Origin of the sequence: Sphingobacterium sp. CZ-2 (assembly GCF_004526235.1) — a bacterium.
Classification (GTDB): Bacteria; Bacteroidota; Bacteroidia; order Sphingobacteriales; family Sphingobacteriaceae; genus Sphingobacterium; species Sphingobacterium tenebrionis.
The window spans coordinates 2,709,022-2,732,401 of sequence record NZ_CP038159.1 but is presented as its reverse complement, the minus strand read 5'-3'; the positions used below and the strand labels follow the sequence as shown (position 1 = coordinate 2,732,401).

Sequence of the window (23,380 nt, the reverse complement as noted above, 5' to 3'; positions counted from 1 at the left end):
GATTATTTCAATGAAATATATAAAATACATCATCGTATTACTGCTTTTCACCATGCAGGATGTAGCCTGGGCTCAACAGCGCATCACGGTGACTGGAACAGTATATGACGCATCCTCCGGAAAAAGAGATCCGCTTTCCAGTGTAACCATTCTGAGTAATGGCCTGTCGATCGGATCAACAGATAATAATGGTAAATTCAGTATCAATGTACCGAACAATGCGACCTTGGTATTCAGAACCATTGGTTATGACAGTAAATCGGTAAAGGTGGACAATAAAACTTCCTTAACGGTTGGTCTGACCTCAAGTAGTGAAAAAATTGCCGAAGTAACCGTAACATCGGGTTACCAAACCAAATCGAGAACCTTAAATACTGGTTCTGCAGTTACCATCTCCGGAAAAGACATCCAAGGCCAGCCAGCTGGCGACGTGATGAGCTTATTACAAGGTAAAGTGGCGGGTCTTAATATCCAAAACAATACCGGAGCCCCAGGTTTCCGTGGTAGTGTGACCATCCGTGGTATCTCTAACATCAATGTGACAGGTAATGGTAATAATGCCTTCTTAACACCTACTTCGCCTTTATATGTGATCGATGGGGTTCCTGTAGATGATAATGCCGATTATTCCTATGGTTTCCAACAAGCTGGGCCAGGTGTTTCTCCTGCATCCCAAATTCCACCCGAGGATATCGAAGATATCACCGTATTGAAAGATGCGGCTGCAACTTCCCTTTATGGTTCCAGAGGTGCTTACGGTGTTATCTTGATAACGACCAAACGTGGTAATTCTAAAGTCCCAGTAGTCCGCTATAATGGTTCTGCTTTTATGTCTGCTGTTCCCCAATTAAGATCAGTAATCGGAGGTAAAGAAGAACGTTTAATGCGTATCCGTCAAATATTGATGAACGATACTTCAGCTATCCACGCCTTAGATTTAGTGAATAACACCCCTTTCCTTTCGGATAGTTTGAATGCGTATTATAACAACTCTACCGACTGGCAATCTTACTTCTATAAACCAACGTACAACCACAATCATAACCTGAATGTATCGGGTGGTGATGTACAGTTCAACTACAAAGTGGTTTTAGGAGCTTATGATGAAAAAGGTATTCAGGAAAACACGGGCTACTCTCGTTACAACCTGAATATGAACATGATCTATAATCCGGTTCAAAAATTCAAGATCGAAGCCTTGCTCAATAATTCCATCCAGAAGCAACGGATGGGAAGTGGTAATGGTCTGCTGAATAATGGGGTAGCCACAGGAGGAGCATCTTCTTCCCTATTACCAGCACCATCTTTATATTCATCGGTAAACTCGGTATTAGGTGCTTTAACCACAGATGATGATAATAAGGTATTGAACACCAACGCAACAGTGAACATTTTCTATGACCTGTTCAGGAATTTTAAAGCAGGTGTTTACAATAGTTATACGACCGTTTCAAGCACCAAGGACAACTTCTCTCCTGCTGCTTTGAATTCAAACCAAGCGAAATATTATACCTATAATGACAGGGCAACTACCTTGTACAACCGTGCGCAATTATCCTACGTGTTCGGATTCCGGGAAAAACCTGGTGATGAGGAATTAGCACATAACTTCAATTTATTTGCCTTCTCTGAATTAAGGGCATCCTTTTTCAAATCCGACGCGATGTTGAATGACAAGGTGGTGAATGACCAATTGAGAGGTCCATTAACGCTAATGACCAGTTACCTGAGCTCGAAAGGTGGTACTATTGGCTATACCGATCTGAGAACAGTAGCTTTCGCGGGAAACTTCTCTTATAACTACAAATCCAAATATGTTTTGGATTTCAATTACCGTGTAGATGGACTTTCCACTAACGGACCAAATGCTGGTTACAAGAAAAACCCATCCATCTCCTTAAAATGGAACTTTGACCGGGAATCATTCCTTGACGCTTGGACCTGGTTAGACTATGGTGACTTCCGTGTATCTTATGGTTCGAACATTTCTCCAAATGGAAATATCTACCAAGCTTACGGTAAGTTATATGCTGGAGGTCGTTACAATAACCAAAACACGGTTATTTCAGATTTAGGAACACTTCCAAACCTTTCCTTAGAACCAACAAAGGCAACAACATACAACTTTGGTATGGACTTCTCCATTTTCCAGAACAGATTATCCGTGATGTTTGATAGTTACTACAAACAAAACGACCATATCTTTAAGGAAAAGCAACTATCATCGTCGAACTCCTTCAATGTCATCGGTTCTACGGAAATCAGTAATGTCAACTACGGTTGGGAATTCCAAGCTACAGCAAGACCATTATCACCATCCAGTCCTTTCAAATGGAACCTTTCTGGAAACTTTGCCATCAATAGAGAGATCTTGGCAAAACTTCCTGATGGTTTGAGGGAATTTATTCAAATTGATAATTCCTTGGGGCAGTCTCTATATTACCGTTTAGGTACGAACTCCCTATCCAATTATTTATTCAATACCAAAGGAGTTTATACTTCCTTAGATCAGATCCCTGTTGATCCAGTAACTGGTTTGCCAGTTCGCGTAGGCGGAAATGGTCTTTTGAATTACTTCAAACCTGGGGATCCGATCTATACGGATTTGGATGGTAACTATATCATTGATAATTATGATCAGGTTATTGCAGGTAACTCGCAACCACAGATTACTGGTGGTTTGATGTCCCTATTGCAGTATAAGCAATGGAGCTTAGAAGTAAATACATCCTTTACTTTAAAACGTGATATCCTAAACAACAGTTTAGCTGCTCAATTTGGGTTGTTTGGAAAACCTACCGAAATGGGCGGTTTAGTTCCGATATCGCAATATAATTTCTGGCAAAACGTGGGCGATGATGCTGTTTATCCAAATCCTTTTGATTTCGTACGTTCGGCAATTTTGAACCCTTTCCGTACGAACCAGACCTTATTCCAGGAAGATGGATCTTACTTCAAATTGAACTCCGTAAAAGTTTATTATAACGTTCCACAGACGTTGTCACAACGCTACGGTATGAACAGATTAAGTATCAATTTCACGGCTGCGAACCTAGGGTACATCACGCGTTACTCTGGTCCTAACCCGGAAAGTGTATCGGCTTTGGGTAGAGATATGTCTGGAGGTTACCCACTTCCAAAACAGTTTACCCTTGGATTAAATGTTGAATTCTAATTTGAATGAAGATGAAAATGAAAAAATTAAAATATATCCTCGTATTGGGCGCATTGATGACAGGTTTTCAAAGTTGTGATAACTTCTTAAATGTGACACCTATCGATGCTCTTTCCGGAAATAACTTCTGGAAAACCAAATCAGATGTAGAAGGTTATATGGGAGGAATTTACACACGTTTAAAATCAAAGCTTGGAAATAGCATGCTGATTCCAGCCTTGGATCTTCGTGGTAATTTTGTAAAGATTGTCAACAATTTGGATAATAATGGAAATGGTCCCATAAATAACCTCATATCCAACAATTTAAAACCAGTTATGTCTGGTACAACCACTTATGATAACCGTTTGAAGGACATCATGAACTGGAAAGGTTGGTATGATGTGATCGCTGCAAGTAATATCTTGATTTACGAGATTGATAAAGTTCCTGCCAATCAGCTGTCGGAGACCGATCGCAAGCAATATATCGCAGAAGCTACTTTTACGAGAAACCTAAGTTATTTATTTATTTGTAAGCTTTTTGGCGATGCGATCTATTACACCGAAGCTTATCATAGTTTATCCTTACCTAGAAGACCGCAATTAGAAGTGTTAAAACTGGCTATTGCAGACATGGAGTCGGTAAAAAATGACTTGCCTGTAACTTATGCAGACAACTCCAAAGCAGGATTTAGACCTAACCGTGGAGCGGCTATTGCACTTCTCATGCATCTGAATATGTGGGCAGCGGCTTGGGAAGAGAACAATAAGGTTCCTTATTATGAGGCAATTGTAGCATTAGGAGAAGAAATTTCTTCCCATACCCAGTATCAACTTTTGCCTATTACCATCGATAATACGAAAAGTATTTTCAAAGGGAAGACGGCAGAGAATCTGTTTGGGATATTGCAGGAATACAATTACGGAGAGAGCTTTGTTGATTTTGCAAACCCTTCCTTCTTCTTCTCTCATTATCCTTTTAGAGGATCGACAACCAAAACAACCAGTCACATGACCTACGAAAAGGAATACATAGAGAAACTCTTTCCGGCTACGGAGTCGGATGAGCGTAGAACAGTTTGGTTTGAGAATATGAGCAGTGATAATGGAAATTTCCAATTGAAGAAATTCATTAACGTATATTCCACAGGAAGTGGTTCTAACCTAACCGTTAAGAATGACGATAGCGCCATTATTTTCAGACTTCCTGATGCACTATTATTAGCAGCAGAAGCCGCGGCGGAATTGGGAAATGATGCAATAGCTCAAGGCTATGTTAATCAAGTTAGAGCAGCAGCTGGTGCTCAGGCATTTACTACCACTGGAAACGCGCTGAAAGATGATATTTACAAGGAGAGAAAGCGGGAGCTGATCGGTGAAGGTCATTTCTATTTTGATCTAGTTCGTACGAAACGAGTGGTAAATACAGAATATTCGAATGCGGTAATGAGTGTTGGAAACTTTAATGCAGGTGCTTGGACATGGCCATTGATCATCTCAGATGCAGAAAAAGTGGCAAACCCAAGTTTAATCGGTAATATCTTTTGGAACTAATCTTATGAAAAATCAGAAACATATCGTTTGGAAATTAGCAGTGGTGATGCTCATATGTTTTACCGGCTGTAAAAAATATTACTTTGACTCCGGAATCCATGATCCTAAATTCAATGGTTCATCCATTAAGTATTTAGAATCCAAGTTGGATTTCTTCGATTCCACCTTAATGGTGATCGACCTGGCTGGGATGAAAAATGTCATCGAAAATGAAGAGGTAACTTTCTTTGCCCCTCCGAGTGGTTGTATTACCAGAGCCGTATTGGGATTGAATAGACAATTACAGTTCAATGGAAAAGATACGGTTAAGGAATTGAGCCAAATCAAACCTCAGGTGTGGAAGAATATGTTATCAAACTACATCTTTAAAGGCAAGAATTTGTTGAAGGATTATCCTCAGCGTGATACGGTATCCTACTTAGCCTATCCTGGACAAAACTATACCAGTTATGGTGGTCGCATCATGAATATTGGTGTCATCTTTAATGATGCGGGTGGTGTACAATATGCCGGATATCGTCAATTATTCTTGGCTTATATACCGGATCTATCAAACCCAATGGTATCCTTGCGAAATATTCCCATAGCTACCTCAGATATTCAAACCAATAACGGTGTGATCCATGTGTTGAATAGAACAAAACATACATTTGGTTTCTTTTCCAACACGTTTATTGATCAAGCCATTTCGGCAGGGATTGATCCCTTAACACCCTAATCGAGTATTAACATAAATGAAAAAATCAATGTTAACTAGAAAAAACTTAAAAACTGGCCTCTTTGCAGTCTCTATGGTTTTCATGTTGGGGAGTTTCCAAGCATGCACCAAGAAGACGGAACTTGCAGAAGATCCCTATGCAGGAGGTAAACAAGTACTAGATATCAATTTCGTATCCAAATCATCAGAATTAGGAATAGTTGCCGCAGGATCGGTCATGGAGCTGCAGGTAAATGGCTTGATGAAGTACAAGGATAATTTTAAATTATACGTCAATGAGATAGAAGCCAATGTTATAGACTTCACAGACACATCCATTCGTTTCGAAATCCCTGTTACCGCGAGTACGGGTAGTGTTTGGATCACAGCCAATGAACAGACATTTTTTGGTCCAGTGATCCGAGTGGGCGGCAAGGTTTCTGTGGATAACACCTTTAAGGTGGTCAATGGTGCAGGTTATCTTTCTGGTGGTGTAGGAACTATTTTTGATATCGAACAGTTACCTTCCGGACGTTTCTGGGTTGGTGGTTCCTTCAATACCTTTGAATTAAAAGGAACAGAAGCCGTTCCAAACGGAGGTATCGCGCAATTGGACCCAGATGGTGGGTATATCACCAACGATATCAACTTTGGATTTGGGGCTTGGGGAAGTGGTGGAACTATATATTCCATCAGTCGTATCAGTGCAGGACCGCAGAGTGGAAAATTCATTATTGGTGGTAGTTTCAATGCCTATAATTCCAAGCGTAATAATAGACAGACCATTGGAAATGTAACCCGCTTAAATGCGAATGGTACATTGGATACCATGATGTCATCTCAACGCGATGCCGCAGGTAACTCGTTGGTTCCTATCGTAAATCCAAAACCGGAGGTAAAATGGAAAGACCAGGACACCGTTCCTTCCTTTAATGCGAGTGTAGATGGTGCAGTTAGAAAAACATTTGCCTTTGGAGAGAAGGTGTACATTATTGGAAATTTCCAAATCTTTCGCCGTGCTTACTATCCTAATTCTACTTGGGACGAGAAGGTCTATGATGCTACGCGTATGCGCCAAATGGTTAGAGTAAATGCAGATGGTTCATTAGATTCCACCTTCCATTATATCAAAGCGACCAATCAGAGTGGCTTAGGCGGTGATGGAGCCATTATGGATGCGACGATGCAGGCCGATGGCAAACTGGTAATCGTTGGTGGTTTTCAGACCTTTAACGGCACCCCTGCTAAACGCATTGCCCGCTTAAACCTTGATGGATCCGTAGATAACAGTTTCCATACGGGTTCTGGCGCTGATGGTGATATTTATGCGATCAGGTACAACGCCACAACACAACAATATGTGGTTAGTGGAACATTTACACACTACAATGGAAAAGCTTTACCGGGTGTAGCTTTATTAAACGCAGATGGATCGTTGGTGGATTCGTTCAACCCTCAACAAATAACAGGTGGGTCGGTTACTTATTCCGGTCAACTGAACAATGGAAAGATTCTAGTTACCGGAAATTTCACGAAATATGGCGAATATGTTCGTCAAGGATTTATGATTCTGGAAGCCGATGGTACCCTTAAACCGGAATACAATAACTCTGGGGGTTTCCAAGGCCGAGTATATGATATGATTGAAACTCCTTTTGCCGGTGGAACAAAAGTGATTTTGGTGGGTAATATCCTTCGCTTCAATGCAACCATACCAAAAGGCTTAGTTAGAATTACTATTGCAAACTAACCACATTTAATTATTTAGACATGAAAAAGAATAGAAATATCTGGAGAAGGGTTAAAGTGTTTAGTGCATTAACCATCCTGCTCGGTTCGGTAGGTATATCCAGTTGTAATAAAGAATTTGCGAATAAGCTTCCGGAGCCTTATGAGAATGATACCTTGAATATAAACGATGGTTCCAAACGTGTACTTTACATCATTTTGGATGGTGTAAAAGGAAATGTGGTGGAATCCATTGCACCTGAGACCCTAACCCTATTGACCGATAGATCCATCTTTACATATGATGGATTAGCTGATGACCATAGGAACCAAATCTCGCTTCCTACCGCGTGGACCAATATGATGACCGGTTTGGATTATACGGTAAGTGGCGTTACTGGTAGTGACTTTTCAGGATTTAACAACGAAACATCACCTTCCATTTTTACGCGGGTAAAATCAGAGAAGAAAAATGTACAAACTGCCTCATTTAGTACTTCGGCAGCTTTTACTGATCATTTAGCAATTGATGCAACAAAGAAACAAACTTTTGCAAATGATGTGGAGGTAAAGAATGCGACTATTCAGGAACTTTCTTCGGGAACTTCATCCTTAGTAGTTGCCCACCTGCATGCTGCCGAATTAGCGGCGAATAATGATTACACGGTAGAAAACGAAGCGTATGTAAGTGCTATTCACACCATTGATCAACAGATCAAAGAAATCATGAATGCATTGGTAAACCGCTCAACTTTTGCCAAAGAAAACTGGTTAGTGGTGGTTTCTTCCAGTAAAGGTGGCGGTGTTTCCGGCGGTGCTTCAGGATCAAACATTTTTGACGATCCATCCAGAAATGCCTACATCGCTTTCTATAACCCAAAATTCAATCCTCAAGAATTCAGTAAACCGGATGTATCTGCTCTTCCATATGTTGGTACAACACCAAAATACGTAGGAGCAAACAACAATGCCACCATGGATGATCCAAATGTTGGAAATTTTGGATCTGACCAAAATGCTACGATACGATTCAATATCCGTTGGGATTATGGTGGTACTTATTACCCAAGTTTCTTAACCAAAAGGGCAGCATTCAACCCTGGTGTGGTAGGTTGGACATTCTTTAATGAAGGACCGACCTTTGGATTGAATTTCAGTCAGACTGGACAAGGAAATACACAACGATTACATACCAGAGCTATTGCGGATGGAAAATGGCATAATATCACCGCAGTATTCTATAAAGAAGGGAATACAAGATATGTGAAAGTTTTCTGTGATGGCATTCCTGCCCCAGCTGGACCATTGAACATTACCAATGTTGGAAACATCAATACGACCAGTCCATTAAGATTAGGCTCTATAGGGGATGCAAATGTGAATTGTATGATCAATGATTTGGCGATCTATAATGTAGCCCTTCCAGATGCTGAAGTGATAGCAAAAAGCCGCGTAACGCCATTAACAGCAGAAAATGATCCCTATCATGATAATTTAGTTGGTTATTGGCCAGCAAATGAAGTGACTACAGATAATAAACTGTATGATATTACGGGCAAATCTGCACCATTCTCTTTAAAAGGATCGATCAACTGGACATCATTCGCAGATATCTCTCCGAATATTTCACCTGCCATTTCTCCTGCCGCATTCCGTGCAGTACCGAATACAGTAGATATTCCAACTATGATCTATTCTTGGATGAATATCACCGTTCCTCAGCAATGGGGTTTAATGGGCAAATATTATGTACCTAGTATTAATTTACCAAGAGACTAATTGAACATGAAGAAGCAAAAATTATTTTACAGCCTTTTATTATTCGCAGGTTTGTTGGGTGCCAGCTCTTGTGAAAAATATGGATATAATGTACCTGATGGCTATCCGGACTATACGGATCGTCCAGGTGGGGATTTAGATACCAACCTTAAACAGATTGACAAATCCATGTATGCCAAAGCTAGGGTATTCCCTGGTTTGGTGGACCAATCGGAACCCCGTGTTCAGAATGCTAAATTCACGTTGGATCTCAACTTTACCAAACAAACCGCGCAAAACCTGCGTATCAATGTTGCTCCGGAGCCTCAGTTTAGTACGGGCTACTATGCTGCTCCAGGTGAATTGGTTAGGATTGTTGTGCCTGAAGGAATCGAGGGGCTAACCGTACAGATCGGTGGCCATACGGATAACCTTAATGGGAAGTATCCCCTATTACGTGATCCATTGATCTATAATCGCCAGCGTATCTATGCTGGGGTCAACTATGTAAGGAACCTGTACGGTGGAACAATTTATATCCGTGCGGATCGCGCCTATGAGAATCCAGTAGAATTTACGATAACCAATGCCGTAAAATCACCAGATTTTGTATTGGGTGTGAGCAATGATGCGGATTGGGTAGCCGAAGTGAAAGCTTCCAAAGTACCTTGGTTGGAACTAAGGACCAAACGGGTGGTATTCTTGATTCCTAGAGACCGCGTGATCAAGACATTCTCCTCGAATGAACCATTCACCAATCCTACGGCTGTGTTGACCAAATGGAACGAGGTATTCGAATATGATTATAATGGTTGGATGGGTTTATCGGATAATGCTGAAAATGAAAAAGACCGCAGCCCACAAGGACAATGGCGTGGCGTTTTGGATATCCAATTGTCCGTTGGATATGGCCATAGTGGATTCCCATTCGTCGGATTGAATGACTCGGAATGGTTTGGAGCAATGACCAGTTTGAATTCCATTACTACCAGTAATGGCATGTGGGGGTCATACCACGAATTTGGCCATAACTGTCAGCAACCTAGTATTTGGTCTTGGAGTACTTTGGGCGAAACCACCAATAACCTGTTCAATTTTAAAGTAGCAAACCGAATTGGTGCAGATTATTCGGTCATGCATCCTGCTGTGAACTCAGGATTTCCACAGGCGATTGCGTATGCGAAACAAACGGGTGCTGCCAAGAATTTTGATACCGATGCAGCCATGAATGATCCGTTCAAACGAATGACCCCATTTGTTCAGATCTTTGAGAAATTTGGTTATGATGCCATGACGCATTTGTATACGGAGGCAAGACATGCCATCAGAACAAATCCTAGTGATATCACCAAACATAACTGGGTGTATGAGAAATTATCTGATTTTACAAAAACAGATCTTTCTCCTTTCTTCGATGCTTGGGGTATCACTTATAGCCCTTCTGTTATGGTGACAGTTTCTAATAAATATCCAATTCTTAAAAAAGCCTTATGGGAATATAATCCTTTAACAAAATCAGGTGGGGATAATAATATTAAATTTCCAATTGTTAAAGCAACTTCTCCTGCTCAAGAAGGTTCAATTGAAAATTTGTATGATGGAAATCCAAACACATTTTATCATGCAAAATATTCTTCACCTACTGCCGCAGAATCTTATCCGCATACCTTTTCCTACAATTTAGGAGATGTTTCAGCAGTTAAAGGAATCTATTCCTATGCTAGACCGGGAGGAAACCGTGCTGGAGATGGGAAGGATTTCGAAGTTTATTACAGTAAAGACAACCTTAACTATGAATTGATTGGTCGTGGTACCATGCCTAATAATAACAGTAGATTTGAATATAACTTTCCAGATGGTCCTGTAACTGCAAGGTTCTTTAAAATTATCATCAAGAATGGCTATGGCGGTTCTGGTGTGCCTTATGTAGTATTCGGAGAATTGAATTTACTTAAACCTTAATTAGACGATGAAATTATATAACAAAATACTTTCCATGCTTTGCATACTGTCAGCAATGACAGTTGCAAGCTGTACAAAATACGACAACCCTCCTCCTGTGTTTGAGGAGCTAAAAGACCTTACTACCAACCAAAGGAAAGTGATGGTCATCAGTATTGATGGTTTGGGCGGAACCTCCTTAGAGAAAATTGCTCCACCGCAGATTATGGCCTTACAGAAAAACTCAAAGTTTGCCTATAACACCCTGAAAACAGAAACCGGAGCAGCGGGCTGGGCATCCATGTTGACAGGTACGGGTTATGCAAAGCATAAGATTTCTAATGATGATTTTGAAGCTGACCAAAACGATGATAACCATCAACATGAAAATATCACTTCCTACCGTAATGTGCTTGATTATGTAACGCAATATCGATCCGTGAAAACGGCGATCGTTACGCCTTGGGAAGACTTGAGAAATTTTGTGAAAATTGCAGATTTTGCCCCTGTGGTAAGCAATGACGTACAGGTAAAGGATAGCACGTTGAATATCCTTAATCAATCCCGCGCTTTGGGAACCATCATTGTGAATTTTAAGGATGTGGAAAAAGCGGGTGAATATGGCGGATTTAACGAGGGGAATGCAAATTTCAAGAATGCGGTCCTAAAAACAGATGAATATGTTGGGAATATTGTAAACGCCATAAAAGGACGTGAGAATTATGAAAAAGAAGACTGGTTGATCATTATTACCACTAACCATGGTGGTGGAGCAGATGAAACCGATTTCGGATTTACCATGGCTTACAATCCTGCCTTCCAGGAATTCAAATTACAAAAATCAGGATTTAATCCGGTTAGATTTGATAATAAGACAGGTAGAGCAACTTTTCATGATGAGACTGGAAGGTTTGATGTCGGGGAAAATAAAAGTTTCACCGTGCAGATGGATGTGAAATTCAATAATGTACCAGGTGGATATTCCAGTTTCTTCGGAAAAAGTACAAACTTGAGTGGACAGAATATTACGGGTTGGCAATGGGCCCATTATCCAGGTGGAAAATGGGTGGTAACTGTCGGAGGAACGTTGAACGGCGGAAGTGGAAAGCAGGAAGTTTCTTCGGAAGAAGCACCTGGAACCGGTGTATGGAGAAACCTGATCATGACCGTGGAATATGTGAATTCATCAACTCGAACCTTAAGCCTTTACATGGATGGGAAATTTCAGAAATCCATCAATATCTCTGCGCGTAAGAGCTTGAATATTGGTGAGGATTTAAGGGTCGGACACCGTGCTGGGGATAATGATGTTGCAGGTTCTTTTTCGCCAGCGAACTTGGTTTATTATAACACGGCATTGAGCGCAAGTACCATTACGAATAATTATGGCCTGAAGGATTTGACCAAGCACCCTAACTATGCGGATATCATTGGTTATTGGCCAATGGATGAAGGAACTGGGGGTATGTATTTTGGAGGGTATCCAGGCACGCCTAATATGTCCTTATCCGGAAGTTATGTTTGGTTGAATATGGGAGATAGCTACCCTTCGGCCTCTGCTGTTATGCCGGTTACTTCTTCGCTATCCATCCCAACGAATGCTACGGATATTGCAGCATTGACGCTTTACTGGATGAATATTGAAATCCTTGCCGATTTCGGAATGGATGGAAACCCATATCTGGAGAACTTTGAAATTGAGTTCTTGAAAGATTAATTCCTTTGATGAAATTATAAATTTCATATATTAGCTGTGGCCTCCTTGGATTTATCCAAGGGGGCTTTTTTGTTTAAAGGGAAGTTTTTTTGGGGAGAGAGGGAACTGTCATTTAGAGGGTTTGCCCCGGCATTGCGAAGGTTTGACTCGTCATTGCGAGGAGGCACGACGAAGCAATCTTTCTCCTTGTTTTCTCATTGTTCATTTGTGAGGGACCTCTTTGTCATCCTGAGCGAAGTCGAAGGATCTGTAATTTGGTACACCAACAGATGGTTCGACTTCGCTCACCATGACATGGCTAAAGATTGCTTCGTACCTCGCAATGAGGGGACAAACCCTCGCAATGCCATCCTAAAAAATATCCAACTCAGCTATGCTCAAACTATCATCCCCGCCGGCTATTTCCGTGGCTTCCAGCTTCACAAACCTTCCCCTAACCACTTTTTCCAACCTATACATCCTTGTACTCGGATCATTGATCAAGTTCCCAAATTCAAAACTTCCTCCTTTCACCCAATTCTTCCCATCTTCACTAACCAAAATATTTCCTTTCGCCATCATCCCCTTTCCATTCTGTGTCTGTGGCGTATAAGAAAATGCTTTTATATCCATCATTTTTCCTAAATCCAATACCACAAAATGCCCCTCTTTTCCACCTCTAGATCGCCAAAAACTCTTCTCATCCTCATCAAACATCAAATTCCCTGGATGCTTCTCCTCAAAAGAACTTAATTCCACCACGCTCCAATCAGCTTTTGAAAAACCTATTTCCTTTTCCACTACCGCCCCTTTCAAACCATCCTTAGCAATAGCAATAGCTTTCACTATTTTAGCGGTTGAGGAAAAACCACCCTCATAAACCAATGATTTCGAGGTAGGTTCTGTACCATCCACCGTATAAAAAATCTGATAATCTGCCTTCAAATTTTTTGAAGCATCCTGTCCATGGGGTTTCCAACCAAATTCGTGTTTTTTAGCAGTTATACTGATTTTCCCATCCGTTCCCCGATTGATCTGTAACTGAGGTGGTCGATTTACCGCATAATAAGCGCCTAAACTACTGATCACCGGCAAAGCCCTGCTATCCAAAATCCGTAATCTAAACTTTTGTGCTGTAACTTCTGGAAAACGCAGAATCCTTTTGTACCCCACATTCGTTGATACTGCAATCTCCTCCCATTTCCCATCTAACCAAACATCAATAGCATGTTTTTCAATCCGTTCGCCATTGGTCTGAATGGCCTCTTGCAACATGAATCGATTAATGGTTATCGGTTTTTTGGCTGTGAACTCCACTTCGCCAGTTTGACTGCTGAATACAAAACTACTTTTCGGATCATCATCGAAGAGCTCCTTTGGACCCTTACTCAAAGACAAAAGGTTTTTCCCATAAGTCTCTGAAATTCTTTCACCGATTTCCTTTAATACCCGAACGTCCTCCGGTGAAAATCTACCTTCACGGTTAGGAGGAATATTCAAAAGAAAAATCGAGTTCCCTCCTACCGATCGTTCATAAATATCAAAAACATCATCGGTGCTTCGCACTTTCTGATAGGTATCGTCCCGATAGAACCAACCTTCGCGAATGGAAGTATTTGTTTCAGCCGGTTGATAATGTAAGAATTTTGCCCCTTGCAATTTCTCCCTACTCCCCAGATCTTTTCCTGTCAGATCTTTATGGTTTGCCAATTGATGTGGATCCGAATCAAAAGGAATAATGTTCCATTCCGTTGAACGGGTAGCACCTGCTTCATTTCCGCACCATCTCAAATCTTCTTTTCCGAATACGATTGCTTCAGGAGCGAGTTTATGGATCAACTCCCGCCAAGCTGGATAATTATATTTCTGCCCACCTTTTGTCTTGGGATGCGCGCCATCAAACCAAACCTCATGGATTGGACCATATTCCGTTAACAGCTCAAATAATTGGTTCAAAAAATATTCGTTATAATCATCCACCTCAAACTGAAAACTGGTTTTATTGGCAAATGGTCTGCCTTCCACCTTTCGGGGGATGGTTCGCGTTGTATAGCTACTTAAATTACCATACAAGCCTTTTTCGTTTTCGATTTGGTATAGATCAGCTGGGGATAAATATACTCCTAATTTTAATCCATATTTTCTGCATGATGCCGCAAGTTCCTTCATAATATCCCCCTTTCCTTCCATAAAACCTGTGGACATAATGCCATGATCGGTATAACGACTTTGCCATAATACAAATCCATCATGATGCTTTGCAGTAAATATCACTTTGGTCATTCCAGCTGCCTTCATACTTGCACACCATTGATCCGTATCCAAATTCTTCAGGTCGAAAATCCGTGGATCTTCCTTACCATTCCCCCATTCCATTCGTGTGAATGTATTTGGACCAAAATGAATAAAGGAGATGAATTCATCTTTTAAAGCATCATATTGATTCTTGGTGGGAACCACATGGGCAGCCTTACGGATCAATTCTTCGGGGCTATCGGAAGCTAAAATTTGGTAGGTGTTTTTAATAGGTAAAGAGTTTCCTTTTAATAGGTTCTGTGCATAAGAGGCTTGGATCCATATTCCTAATAAGGCAATTACAGCAAAATGTTTCTTCATAGATGTATAGGTTATTGATGATCAACCAAAGGGAAAGCATAAAAAGAAAAAGCATAGCGAATAAAACAGGTTTAGGTTGCTATGCTCAATCTTTTATTGTCCTAAATTAGTTCCCAGATGGTAAACTAACGTAAAACTAAGCCATTACATCTAAAAAAGATTACACGATTTTACCTAAGTAGTAAAGGTTTTTAACATGTTATACATAAACCTTATTCTTCATAGAGTTTTTCGGCATTCACCCCAATGGATAAAAGCGATTGAAGAATGGCATAGCAACGCAGATTGATCCCCCGAACAGATACCAAATAGCCATCGATATAGGGAGCGATTTGCCAATCTTTGATATCTACCAGATCGTTCAATACTTCTTTAACCTTACTTAATTGGTTCTGGCTAATGGTACTGATTTCAAATTTTAAATTGTCCATAATATTTTCCTCCTATGTTGTGTATAAGTAAATAGATAGCTCAATATTGTTGAAAATGGGACCATGAAGCTATGGTCGGTGATTCTGAATCTGATCACAAGAAATTAACTATCAACAATTTACAAAGAAATCGTATTACATACAATACCTTTACCGAAAAAAAACACAAAAATATTTAAAAATTTTATGAACGATTTTTTAACTCTCCTGTTCTATAAAAAAACAAGGAAAGGAAATCAATATGGAATCACAAGATTTTAATTTTAAAGGCAAATGGGATGTTGTTAAGGAAAGAATCAGGGAAGAATTTCCAGATATTCCTGAAGAAGACTTCAACTACCAAGAAGGAAAAGAAGAAGATGTTTATGGCCGGTTTCAACAACGGTTTGGAAAATCTAGGCAGGAAATCCAAGACTGGTTCAATCGCCTAGACAAAAGATAAACACACATTATCTATCATATAAACAGAAAGCCTCCGTTTTAAAAACGGAGGCTTTTTTTAGCAAACTATACTTGCCCACTCATCAGGATTAATCATTTGATTCTTTTGTTTTTTTCAATTTGGGTTTTAGGGTATCATTAATCACCGGTTTTGGACCATCTTTCAATGAACCACCATTGGAAAGCGCTTTCGCTTTTTCCAAATGATCATTCAATAGGCCAATTTTGCTTCCGGCCCATTCCCTAAAAGTAGAATCTGTAATCGCTTTATCATTGCTCGCATCCGTAAATAATTTGACGGCTTTTTCATGTGATTTGACCATCGCCTGTTTAAATCGTTGGTCGTAATTGTCGGTTTCATTTTTCAATGAATCCAATTTTCCTTGATGTTTATCATCCAAGTTATCCATTACCATCAAATCCTTGGATTTTGCATAGGCAGCCAATTCATCCAGAATGGTCTGATGTTCATCGATCATTTGCTGTGCGAATTTTTTAATGCCTTCATTACTTGATATTGTCAACGCCTGGTTGGCTGCAGCAATCTCAAACCTGTTTGCCATACTTGCTTTATTGACGAAATCCAAGGTCGCGTCAATCTGTTTAAAGGCCATGATTGTTAGGATTCCCAGAACCATAACAATACCTACTAAATACTTTTTCATCTTTATATCGTTTAGAAATTCATCTTCACTTTTCTTTTTGAACACTTTGATTATCATTCCGTTAGCAAATGATCCAAAAATAAGTATAAACCGCAATGAACTAAACATTGCGAGGGTGTGTTCATTTCTCAAAGTCATACATCGTTAATCAATTAATAATTAGTACATGGAAGTTTTAAGGGATAAAAATATTTTTCTTACTGGAGGCACCGCAGGTATTGGGAAAGCCACAACCTTGTTTTTAGCAGAAAAAGGGTATAAGGTTTTTATTGTTGGCAGAAATTCTGAAAAATTAGAGAAGCTGATGGAGGAAGCTCGAACTGCCGGCGTTGAAGACCGAATCAAATTCCTTTTGCAGGATCTCGCGGATTATGAAGCCTGGGAAAAAATCTTGCCTAATCTGTGGGACGTGCATGGTCCATTTCACATCTTGATAAACAATGCGGGTATTGGCTTTGCAGGTATCTCTGATGCAGATGCCGAAAGCTTGGTCTACATGACCAAAACAAATTTGGATGCCTACCTTTTATTGGCTGGATTTTTTGCCAAAAAAATGAAGGAAGAAGATATCGAAGGCGACATCATAAATATAGGGTCGATGAGTGCAGATGATAGAGGTGGCAGTAGCACAGGATATGTAGCTACAAAAGCGGGCATACAAGGCTTTACCGAATCATTAAGAAAGGAAGTAAATCCTGATAACATCAGGGTCAGTTTAATCGAACCTGCAGCCGTTGGTACGGATATGCAAAAAATCAGTGCGGAGGAGCAAGCAGAAAAAGAAGAAAATCGAGAAATGCTCAAAGCGGAAGACCTAGCTAAACTGATCCATTTCATATTAGAGCAAGATCGAAGAATCACTTTCCCGGAGATTAAAATAAAAGCATTACGACAGTTTATTTAAATTACCAGGAAAAGGGATTTATTAGAACTCCATCAGTTTTTCAAGAAAATCTGTGGATAGTTATGGCTTAATCTTTTTGGGTTCTTTAGGATGTTCATGTGCATCTGGCATATCGTTCAGTTGTTCCATCTGGGGATCAACACCTGTCTCGCCGTCTGCATCCTGGTTTTTCTTCTGCTTTTCCAAAACGGATGTTAAGCTCTTTTTACGTTTCGGTCTGTCTTCTTGGACAATCCCTACTTTCTTGTTTTCGTTCTTTGTTGCCATGTCTGTGTTAATTAATCATGTCCTTCTGTTTTAACGATCTTGTTATAAATCCCAAATAGCAGGAATGGAGCTACCCATTGCCCTACAAACAATGCCCCATGTTTATGACCTGTACATTTCAATACAGCAGATCCGACCATAGCTCCAACTGCCAGGCATAAATAAAATTTGGAAGGCAATTGTGCCGTAACATTTTCAATGGCTTTGGTTGTCTCGCCTTCGTTTAAATTTGGATTGTTCATTGGATTTTCCATCGCTGTAGATTTTTATTTCTAAGGGCGAGTGAATCTCGCCCCTTTCTTTAAATGGAAAACCTCACAGCCCAGATGGTTGTCCTTAAATCATAAACAAGTACTTATCCCGCCTGCAAGTATTAATCCGGTGAAGCTAAAAGTGCATTCAACAATTCATCTAAACAAATTGTTGCATAAGTCGATTCATGATCGGAGTAAGCATAAGGTAAAATCAATTGATTATTATGGATGATCTGTCCGCAAGAATATAATACATTTGGCACATAGCCATTTCGTTCCTCTTCTGTAGCAAAAAGTAAAGGTTCTTTCAACTTTCCGATAACTTTTGTTGGGTTTTCGAGATCCAGCAATAAAGCACTTAAGACATACTCTCGCATAGGACCTACGGCATGGGTAATAACCAACCATCCTTTATCCGTTTCTAATGGAGACCCGCAATTACCCACTTGGATAAATTCCCATGAATATTCGGGTTCTGCAATAAGGATGACATCTTCATGCCAATTATTGATCGAATCAGAATAAGCAATGTAACTGTTTTCGCCATCGACCCGACACAGCATCGCATATCTACCCTTTATTTTTCTAGGGAACAATGCCGCACCCTTATTGGCTATTTTCCCATTGATAGGCTGAATTTTAAAATTCACAAAATCCTTGGTGGAAAGTAATTTTGGTAAAATGGAATGTCCATCATATGCCGTATAGGTCGCATAATAGGTTACTTTTCCTTGATCATTCACAAATCGAACAAAACGGGCATCTTCAATCCCATTCTTTTCGGTATCACTTATGGGAAAGATCACTCTTTCAGAAATGGAAGTATCCAAGGAATAGGATATCTCATAATGAGAAGATGCGACCCACAGGATCTGCTGCATAAGGATTTCGTTATCAGGACTCAATTCATTTTCTCCACGGATTTCCTTTACATATCGGATTAATTCATCATAAGTGAATGTATCGGGAAATTTGTTTTTTATAACATCAACGATCTCCCCTTCGGCTTTATGGAGCTGAAATAATTTATCCAGAAATTCCTGTTTTTTATACCGATGATTTTTGATATGCTTAGGTTTATCCAATAAAATTCCTACTTCATCCAGATGGATATCCAAATTCTTATCGATGATAGCCGTCCGAAACACAATGGAAGATAAATGGCCTTCTCCTACTGCACGAAAACTTAAAATTACTCGCTTTTCCCCCTCCTGAGTCTGTGTCTGGTCCGGTGATAAAATAATGGACGGATTAAAGTAGGCCGCTGCTTCAATGGAATATTCCATCGTGAAATAGGAACCTATCAGCATTTTTTCAATGTCTGTCAATTTTCTTTTATCCAGATTCAACTCCTTGAAGGTGTTATCCATGAGGTTGAAATTCTTTTCCAGAACATTCAGAATACTCCGATGTCTACGGGCATAATTCCTTAAAATCTGGGTTATGAGGGCAAGTTTTTGGTCATCTGACATACCAAGAACTCGGTTTACGATTTTTTTTGCCCTTTCCTGTGGCAATAAAAATCTTCTCGCTAGTACACGGTCTAATTTTGGTTTAAAAAAGCTGTTTTTTCTATTTACTGTTATTCCCATTGGCCTCCTCTTTAATTAAATAATACATAAAGAACAAAATCTTTTTAAAAGTGTTCTATTGATAAGCAATCATATGCACTTTATACATTTAACTATTTTATTTTAAGCATATCTATGAAAGTATTAATTATTGGAACATATCTTCCGCGGCAGTGTGGGATTGCAACTTTTACCCATGATCTCTATAAATCCTTGATCGCAAACGGTCAGGAAGTGGATGTTTTGGCGATGATTGACCAATCAGAGCATAATCATCCCAAAGAGGTCAAGTACAAGTTGCTGAGAGAAGAGAGGCAAGCTTATAAAGAAGCTGCGGCATGGATCAATGCCCAAAAATATGATGCTTGCATCTTACAGCATGAATTTGGAATTTTTGATGGGGATGCCGGTAACTATATTTTGGAATTGATCAATGAACTGGAGGTTCCATTAATTAGTAACCTACATACCGTTCTGGAAAAACCATCGGTAGATGAACTGGCCGTCATTCAAAAAATTGCTGCTAAAAGTGATAAAATAACGGTAATGACCAAACGAGCAATCACTATGCTGAATCAGGTTTACCATGTTCCTTTTCACATGATACAGGTTATTCCCCATGGAATCCCCAACTTTAAGATCAGCGCCCAAGAAGCAAAAGAGGAACTCGGATTGGAAGATAAAACAGTGATGTTGTCTTTTGGTTTATTAGGACGGAACAAAGGCTATGAAGTAGCTATTGATGCGGTATCCCAAGTTAAACATGATAACTTTGTTTACATCATCCTAGGCGCGACCCACCCCAATGTATTATTGGCCGAAGGCGAAAGTTATAAGAACAGTTTGATGCAACAAGCTGCAGATTTAGGATTGAATGGGAAGGTATTATTCGTAAATAAATATGCTAGTGATAAATTATTACAGACCTATTTAAAGGCATGTGATATCTATGTAACTCCTTATCCAAATGAGAACCAGATCAGCAGTGGAACATTAACCTTTGCATTAGGTGCTGGAGCAGCTGTTCTCTCGACCCCATATTGGTATGCTGTTGATTTATTAGCAGAGGGTAAAGGTAAATTGTTCGATTTCAACAATGCCAACCAATTGGCGTTGAGCATCAACCAACTTTTGGAAGATCCTCTGCATATGGCTTCTTACAGGGAGAAAGCTTTAGCTTATGGTAAGACCATTACCTGGAAAAACATTGGTAAAAAACAGATCGCATTGATCCATACGATCATAGGAAAACGTCCAATTTCAAAATCTAAGAATATCATTAAGGATCTAAAAAATCAAATATTGCCCATGGGAATGAAATTGATTTCCCAAAGGAGCATTGTAAATAATTAAATGGATACTTTAACAATAAATACAGCAGAGATAGATCGGCGTTTGAATAACTTTTATTACAGTAATCCAACGATTGATCTTTCCTATATCGAAAAAATTAGTTCTTCAACCGGTATTTTTCAACATGCCAGTTTCAATATCCCGAATTACCATCATGGATATTGTATAGATGATAATTGTAGGGCTTTATTATTATTAATGATGGCCCAAAAACAGGAAAATCTCGGAATAGAACATCCTTTGTTCTCCAGCTATCTTTCCTTTATTTTCTATGCACAGAATGAGGATGGGTCCTTCAAGAATTTCATGTCCTATGATCTTCGATTTTTGGAAGATAAAGGCTCTGAAGACAGTCAAGGCCGTACGATTTGGTCCTTAGGCTACCTATTGGGGAACGAATCATTTGATCATTATTGGCCAGTTGCGCGTGGAATATTCGACCGAGGCATAGATCAATTATTGGAACTCAAATCGGCAAGGGCAATTTCTTATGCACTATTAGGCTTACTGCATTATCAGGAAAGATATCCTGAAGATCAGCATGTTTTGAATCTTATTCAATCTTTAACGAAATTTCTGGAAGTGGAGTTTCAGATGTGTGCGACCGATGAATGGCCATGGTTTGAAGAGATAATTTCCTATGATAATGCCATGATTCCCTTGGCCTTATTCCGTGCTGGAAAACAACTAAATAATCAAGAACTATTGATCATTGCTGAAAAAAGTTTCCACTTTTTAGACAGTATACTATTTCGAGGAGATCATCTTTCCTTAATCGGAAATGAGAATTGGCTGAAAAAAAATGGGGAAGTATGCACCTATGGTCAACAGCCCATTGAAATTCCCGGAATATTATGGTTATACCAAGAGGTTTATAACATAGATCCCAATCCGTTATATATTGACAGGATCAAACGTTCGTTTCTGTGGTATTTAGGTTTGAACGATCAAAGGATGAGTTTATTCAATGCACAGGATAATTCGTGTTATGATGGATTAGAAAGTTATGGCGTGAACAAAAATCAAGGTGCAGAAAGCAATATATCCTTTTGGATGTCTTACTTATTGATCAAGGAAATGATATTTAAAGAGGGTCTTATCAGCAGGATGCAAACAGATATTTAATAAAAAAGGAAGGTCAATTACCTTCCTTTTTTATTTTGTTGACAATTCATAAATAGCATAAATGATGGCCAATATAACCACAGCTATAATAATGGTTGTCCTAATATTCATGGCTGCCGGTTTATCATCTGCTTCTTTATCCAATATTTCTGGAGCTTCCGTAGGATCGACCGAATCGGCTGCATTTACTTTCTTGTTGTTTTCGTCTTCATTTCTCATAATTATCTGTTCTTTTACATAATAACAGATAATTAAAAGTTTTGTTCGAACGTAGAATCCGAATTATGCTTTTTTGCCTTTGAATGAACCAAATATCTTTTTAAATATAGTGACCACAATGACCACCAAGATACCGATCACTAACCCAAATCCAAACTCCTTTAATGTAGCAGGAACGTTAGGTAGCATATCGTGGAAATAGTCAATATTATGAACAAATATACCGCCGGAAACCAATAATAAGGCTATTGTACCAATTACGGCTAATGCTTTGATGACAATGGGCAATAGCTTGACAAGGGCATTTCCGACTGTATTTCCAAACCCTTTCTCATTGGAACGTTTAATAAGACTATAACCTAAATCATCCATTCTGACAATTAAGGCAACAATACCGTATACCCCTACTGTCGCCAAAATAGCTACTACGGAAACAGTAAGAATTTGTACAGCTAAAGGGCTATCCAATACGGTTCCTAAAGCCAATATCACGATCTCTACGGATAGGATAAAGTCTGTGGTAACCGCTGATTTAATCTTTGCATTTTCCAAAGCCTCTCCCTCTTCTTCTTGTTCCTTTACGACTTCAACCCCTTTCTTTTCCCGATGGAAAAGATAATGTATGATTTTTTCGGCGCCTTCATAAGCGAGGTATAGACCTCCCAGGATGAGGATATATTTTATAATCACCGGGAAAAAAGCATTCAATAATAAGGCGATTGGTACTATGATAAGTTTGTTGATGAAGGATCCTTTGGTGATTGCCCAAAGAACGGGGATTTCTCGAGATGCTAGAAAACCGGTTGCTTTCTCAGCATTCACGGCCAAATCATCTCCCAAAATTCCAGCCGTTTTACGTGTAGCGATTTTACTGGCTACCGCCACGTCGTCCATCAATGCTGCGATATCGTCTAAAACTGCAAATATTCCTGATGCCATATGTCTCTGTTAATGTAATTTTTTTCCTAAAATAAAACTTCTAATTGAGGAAACGAATATCTATT

At 39.6% G+C, this 23,380-nt stretch carries 19 protein-coding genes; 11 read left to right on the top strand and 8 right to left on the bottom strand.

What is annotated here, in order from left to right:
* Positions 1-10: 10 nt before the first annotated feature.
* From E3D81_RS12070 to E3D81_RS12040, 7 genes are read left to right on the top strand one after another with little or no spacing between them, the layout of a single operon-like run.
* The gene (locus tag E3D81_RS12070; RefSeq protein WP_099366010.1) at positions 11-3,175 is read left to right on the top strand and encodes a SusC/RagA family TonB-linked outer membrane protein; all 3,165 of its coding nucleotides are present in this window, start codon (positions 11-13) and stop codon (positions 3,173-3,175) included.
* 17 nt (positions 3,176-3,192) lie between these two features.
* Positions 3,193-4,710, top strand: coding sequence for a RagB/SusD family nutrient uptake outer membrane protein (locus E3D81_RS12065; protein WP_167554283.1), 1,518 nt, complete (start codon positions 3,193-3,195; stop codon positions 4,708-4,710).
* Positions 4,711-4,714: 4 nt separating this feature from the next.
* Positions 4,715-5,428 carry a fasciclin domain-containing protein gene (locus E3D81_RS12060; RefSeq protein WP_134777545.1) on the top strand — a complete coding sequence of 238 codons (714 nt, stop codon included), beginning with the start codon at positions 4,715-4,717 and terminating at the stop codon, positions 5,426-5,428.
* Positions 5,429-5,456: 28 nt separating this feature from the next.
* On the top strand, positions 5,457-7,157 hold the full coding sequence (locus E3D81_RS12055; RefSeq protein WP_167554282.1) for a DUF5008 domain-containing protein: 1,701 nt from the start codon (positions 5,457-5,459) through the stop codon (positions 7,155-7,157).
* A 20-nt stretch (positions 7,158-7,177) separates the two neighbouring features.
* Positions 7,178-8,914 (top strand): LamG-like jellyroll fold domain-containing protein, encoded by a 1,737-nt coding sequence (locus tag E3D81_RS12050; RefSeq protein WP_099366006.1) that lies wholly within the window; start codon positions 7,178-7,180, stop codon positions 8,912-8,914.
* Between the two features lie 6 nt (positions 8,915-8,920).
* A complete protein-coding gene (locus E3D81_RS12045) occupies positions 8,921-10,855 on the top strand; it encodes a M60 family metallopeptidase (RefSeq protein WP_134777544.1) in 1,935 nt (644 codons plus the stop codon).
* 7 nt (positions 10,856-10,862) lie between these two features.
* On the top strand, positions 10,863-12,551 hold the full coding sequence (locus E3D81_RS12040; protein ID WP_134777543.1) for a LamG-like jellyroll fold domain-containing protein: 1,689 nt from the start codon (positions 10,863-10,865) through the stop codon (positions 12,549-12,551).
* A 351-nt stretch (positions 12,552-12,902) separates the two neighbouring features.
* Here the strand turns inward: E3D81_RS12040 and E3D81_RS12035 are convergent, their stop codons facing one another.
* Both E3D81_RS12035 and E3D81_RS12030 read right to left on the bottom strand, forming a co-directional pair.
* The gene (locus E3D81_RS12035) at positions 12,903-15,146 is read right to left on the bottom strand and encodes an alpha-L-fucosidase (RefSeq protein ID WP_134777542.1); all 2,244 of its coding nucleotides are present in this window, start codon (positions 15,144-15,146) and stop codon (positions 12,903-12,905) included.
* A gap of 212 nt (positions 15,147-15,358) precedes the next feature.
* Entirely contained in the window at positions 15,359-15,577 is a 219-nt protein-coding gene (locus tag E3D81_RS12030; RefSeq protein ID WP_099366001.1) for a hypothetical protein, read from the bottom strand.
* A gap of 241 nt (positions 15,578-15,818) precedes the next feature.
* Here E3D81_RS12030 and E3D81_RS12025 point away from each other — a divergent pair, with 241 nt between their 5' ends.
* Positions 15,819-16,019 carry a CsbD family protein gene (locus E3D81_RS12025; protein ID WP_134777541.1) on the top strand — a complete coding sequence of 67 codons (201 nt, stop codon included), beginning with the start codon at positions 15,819-15,821 and terminating at the stop codon, positions 16,017-16,019.
* Between the two features lie 88 nt (positions 16,020-16,107).
* Here the strand turns inward: E3D81_RS12025 and E3D81_RS12020 are convergent, their stop codons facing one another.
* Positions 16,108-16,683: a DUF4142 domain-containing protein gene (locus tag E3D81_RS12020; RefSeq protein ID WP_167554281.1), complete on the bottom strand. Its 576-nt coding sequence runs from the start codon at positions 16,681-16,683 to the stop codon at positions 16,108-16,110.
* A 166-nt stretch (positions 16,684-16,849) separates the two neighbouring features.
* Here E3D81_RS12020 and E3D81_RS12015 point away from each other — a divergent pair, with 166 nt between their 5' ends.
* Positions 16,850-17,587 (top strand): SDR family NAD(P)-dependent oxidoreductase, encoded by a 738-nt coding sequence (locus E3D81_RS12015; protein ID WP_134777539.1) that lies wholly within the window; start codon positions 16,850-16,852, stop codon positions 17,585-17,587.
* 60 nt (positions 17,588-17,647) lie between these two features.
* On the opposite strand, the gene E3D81_RS12010 is transcribed toward E3D81_RS12015, so the two are convergent.
* The 3 genes from E3D81_RS12010 to E3D81_RS12000 form a co-directional block, all read right to left on the bottom strand.
* Positions 17,648-17,854 carry a hypothetical protein gene (locus tag E3D81_RS12010; protein WP_134777538.1) on the bottom strand — a complete coding sequence of 69 codons (207 nt, stop codon included), beginning with the start codon at positions 17,852-17,854 and terminating at the stop codon, positions 17,648-17,650.
* Between the two features lie 11 nt (positions 17,855-17,865).
* The gene (locus tag E3D81_RS12005; RefSeq protein WP_099365996.1) at positions 17,866-18,108 is read right to left on the bottom strand and encodes a hypothetical protein; all 243 of its coding nucleotides are present in this window, start codon (positions 18,106-18,108) and stop codon (positions 17,866-17,868) included.
* A 119-nt stretch (positions 18,109-18,227) separates the two neighbouring features.
* Positions 18,228-19,700 carry a glycoside hydrolase family 130 protein gene (locus E3D81_RS12000; RefSeq protein ID WP_134777537.1) on the bottom strand — a complete coding sequence of 491 codons (1,473 nt, stop codon included), beginning with the start codon at positions 19,698-19,700 and terminating at the stop codon, positions 18,228-18,230.
* Between the two features lie 114 nt (positions 19,701-19,814).
* Between E3D81_RS12000 and E3D81_RS11995 the strand changes: the two genes are divergently transcribed.
* Both E3D81_RS11995 and E3D81_RS11990 read left to right on the top strand, forming a co-directional pair.
* Positions 19,815-21,032 carry a glycosyltransferase gene (locus E3D81_RS11995; protein WP_134777536.1) on the top strand — a complete coding sequence of 406 codons (1,218 nt, stop codon included), beginning with the start codon at positions 19,815-19,817 and terminating at the stop codon, positions 21,030-21,032.
* Entirely contained in the window at positions 21,033-22,157 is a 1,125-nt protein-coding gene (locus E3D81_RS11990; protein WP_134777535.1) for a hypothetical protein, read from the top strand.
* Positions 22,158-22,187: 30 nt separating this feature from the next.
* On the opposite strand, the gene E3D81_RS11985 is transcribed toward E3D81_RS11990, so the two are convergent.
* Both E3D81_RS11985 and E3D81_RS11980 read right to left on the bottom strand, forming a co-directional pair.
* Positions 22,188-22,376, bottom strand: coding sequence for a hypothetical protein (locus tag E3D81_RS11985; protein ID WP_099365992.1), 189 nt, complete (start codon positions 22,374-22,376; stop codon positions 22,188-22,190).
* A 63-nt stretch (positions 22,377-22,439) separates the two neighbouring features.
* On the bottom strand, positions 22,440-23,315 hold the full coding sequence (locus E3D81_RS11980; RefSeq protein ID WP_134777534.1) for a DUF808 domain-containing protein: 876 nt from the start codon (positions 23,313-23,315) through the stop codon (positions 22,440-22,442).
* Positions 23,316-23,380 lie beyond the last annotated feature (65 nt).

What these genes read in the sequence shown, in the direction of transcription:
- E3D81_RS12015 (WP_134777539.1), top strand. Translation starts at nt 16,850, where the DNA reads ATGGAAGTTTTAAGGGATAAAAATATTTTTCTTACTGGAGGCACCGCA.
- E3D81_RS11980 (WP_134777534.1), bottom strand. Translation starts at nt 23,315, where the DNA reads ATGGCATCAGGAATATTTGCAGTTTTAGACGATATCGCAGCATTGATG.
- E3D81_RS12000 (WP_134777537.1), bottom strand. Translation starts at nt 19,700, where the DNA reads ATGGGAATAACAGTAAATAGAAAAAACAGCTTTTTTAAACCAAAATTA.
- E3D81_RS12025 (WP_134777541.1), top strand. Translation starts at nt 15,819, where the DNA reads ATGGAATCACAAGATTTTAATTTTAAAGGCAAATGGGATGTTGTTAAG.
- E3D81_RS12050 (WP_099366006.1), top strand. Translation starts at nt 7,178, where the DNA reads ATGAAAAAGAATAGAAATATCTGGAGAAGGGTTAAAGTGTTTAGTGCA.
- E3D81_RS12070 (WP_099366010.1), top strand. Translation starts at nt 11, where the DNA reads ATGAAATATATAAAATACATCATCGTATTACTGCTTTTCACCATGCAG.
- E3D81_RS12035 (WP_134777542.1), bottom strand. Translation starts at nt 15,146, where the DNA reads ATGAAGAAACATTTTGCTGTAATTGCCTTATTAGGAATATGGATCCAA.
- E3D81_RS12055 (WP_167554282.1), top strand. Translation starts at nt 5,457, where the DNA reads ATGTTAACTAGAAAAAACTTAAAAACTGGCCTCTTTGCAGTCTCTATG.
- E3D81_RS11995 (WP_134777536.1), top strand. Translation starts at nt 19,815, where the DNA reads ATGAAAGTATTAATTATTGGAACATATCTTCCGCGGCAGTGTGGGATT.
- E3D81_RS12020 (WP_167554281.1), bottom strand. Translation starts at nt 16,683, where the DNA reads ATGAAAAAGTATTTAGTAGGTATTGTTATGGTTCTGGGAATCCTAACA.
- E3D81_RS12045 (WP_134777544.1), top strand. Translation starts at nt 8,921, where the DNA reads ATGAAGAAGCAAAAATTATTTTACAGCCTTTTATTATTCGCAGGTTTG.
- E3D81_RS12010 (WP_134777538.1), bottom strand. Translation starts at nt 17,854, where the DNA reads ATGGCAACAAAGAACGAAAACAAGAAAGTAGGGATTGTCCAAGAAGAC.
- E3D81_RS12060 (WP_134777545.1), top strand. Translation starts at nt 4,715, where the DNA reads ATGAAAAATCAGAAACATATCGTTTGGAAATTAGCAGTGGTGATGCTC.
- E3D81_RS12065 (WP_167554283.1), top strand. Translation starts at nt 3,193, where the DNA reads ATGAAAAAATTAAAATATATCCTCGTATTGGGCGCATTGATGACAGGT.
- E3D81_RS11985 (WP_099365992.1), bottom strand. Translation starts at nt 22,376, where the DNA reads ATGAGAAATGAAGACGAAAACAACAAGAAAGTAAATGCAGCCGATTCG.
- E3D81_RS11990 (WP_134777535.1), top strand. Translation starts at nt 21,033, where the DNA reads ATGGATACTTTAACAATAAATACAGCAGAGATAGATCGGCGTTTGAAT.
- E3D81_RS12040 (WP_134777543.1), top strand. Translation starts at nt 10,863, where the DNA reads ATGAAATTATATAACAAAATACTTTCCATGCTTTGCATACTGTCAGCA.
- E3D81_RS12030 (WP_099366001.1), bottom strand. Translation starts at nt 15,577, where the DNA reads ATGGACAATTTAAAATTTGAAATCAGTACCATTAGCCAGAACCAATTA.
- E3D81_RS12005 (WP_099365996.1), bottom strand. Translation starts at nt 18,108, where the DNA reads ATGGAAAATCCAATGAACAATCCAAATTTAAACGAAGGCGAGACAACC.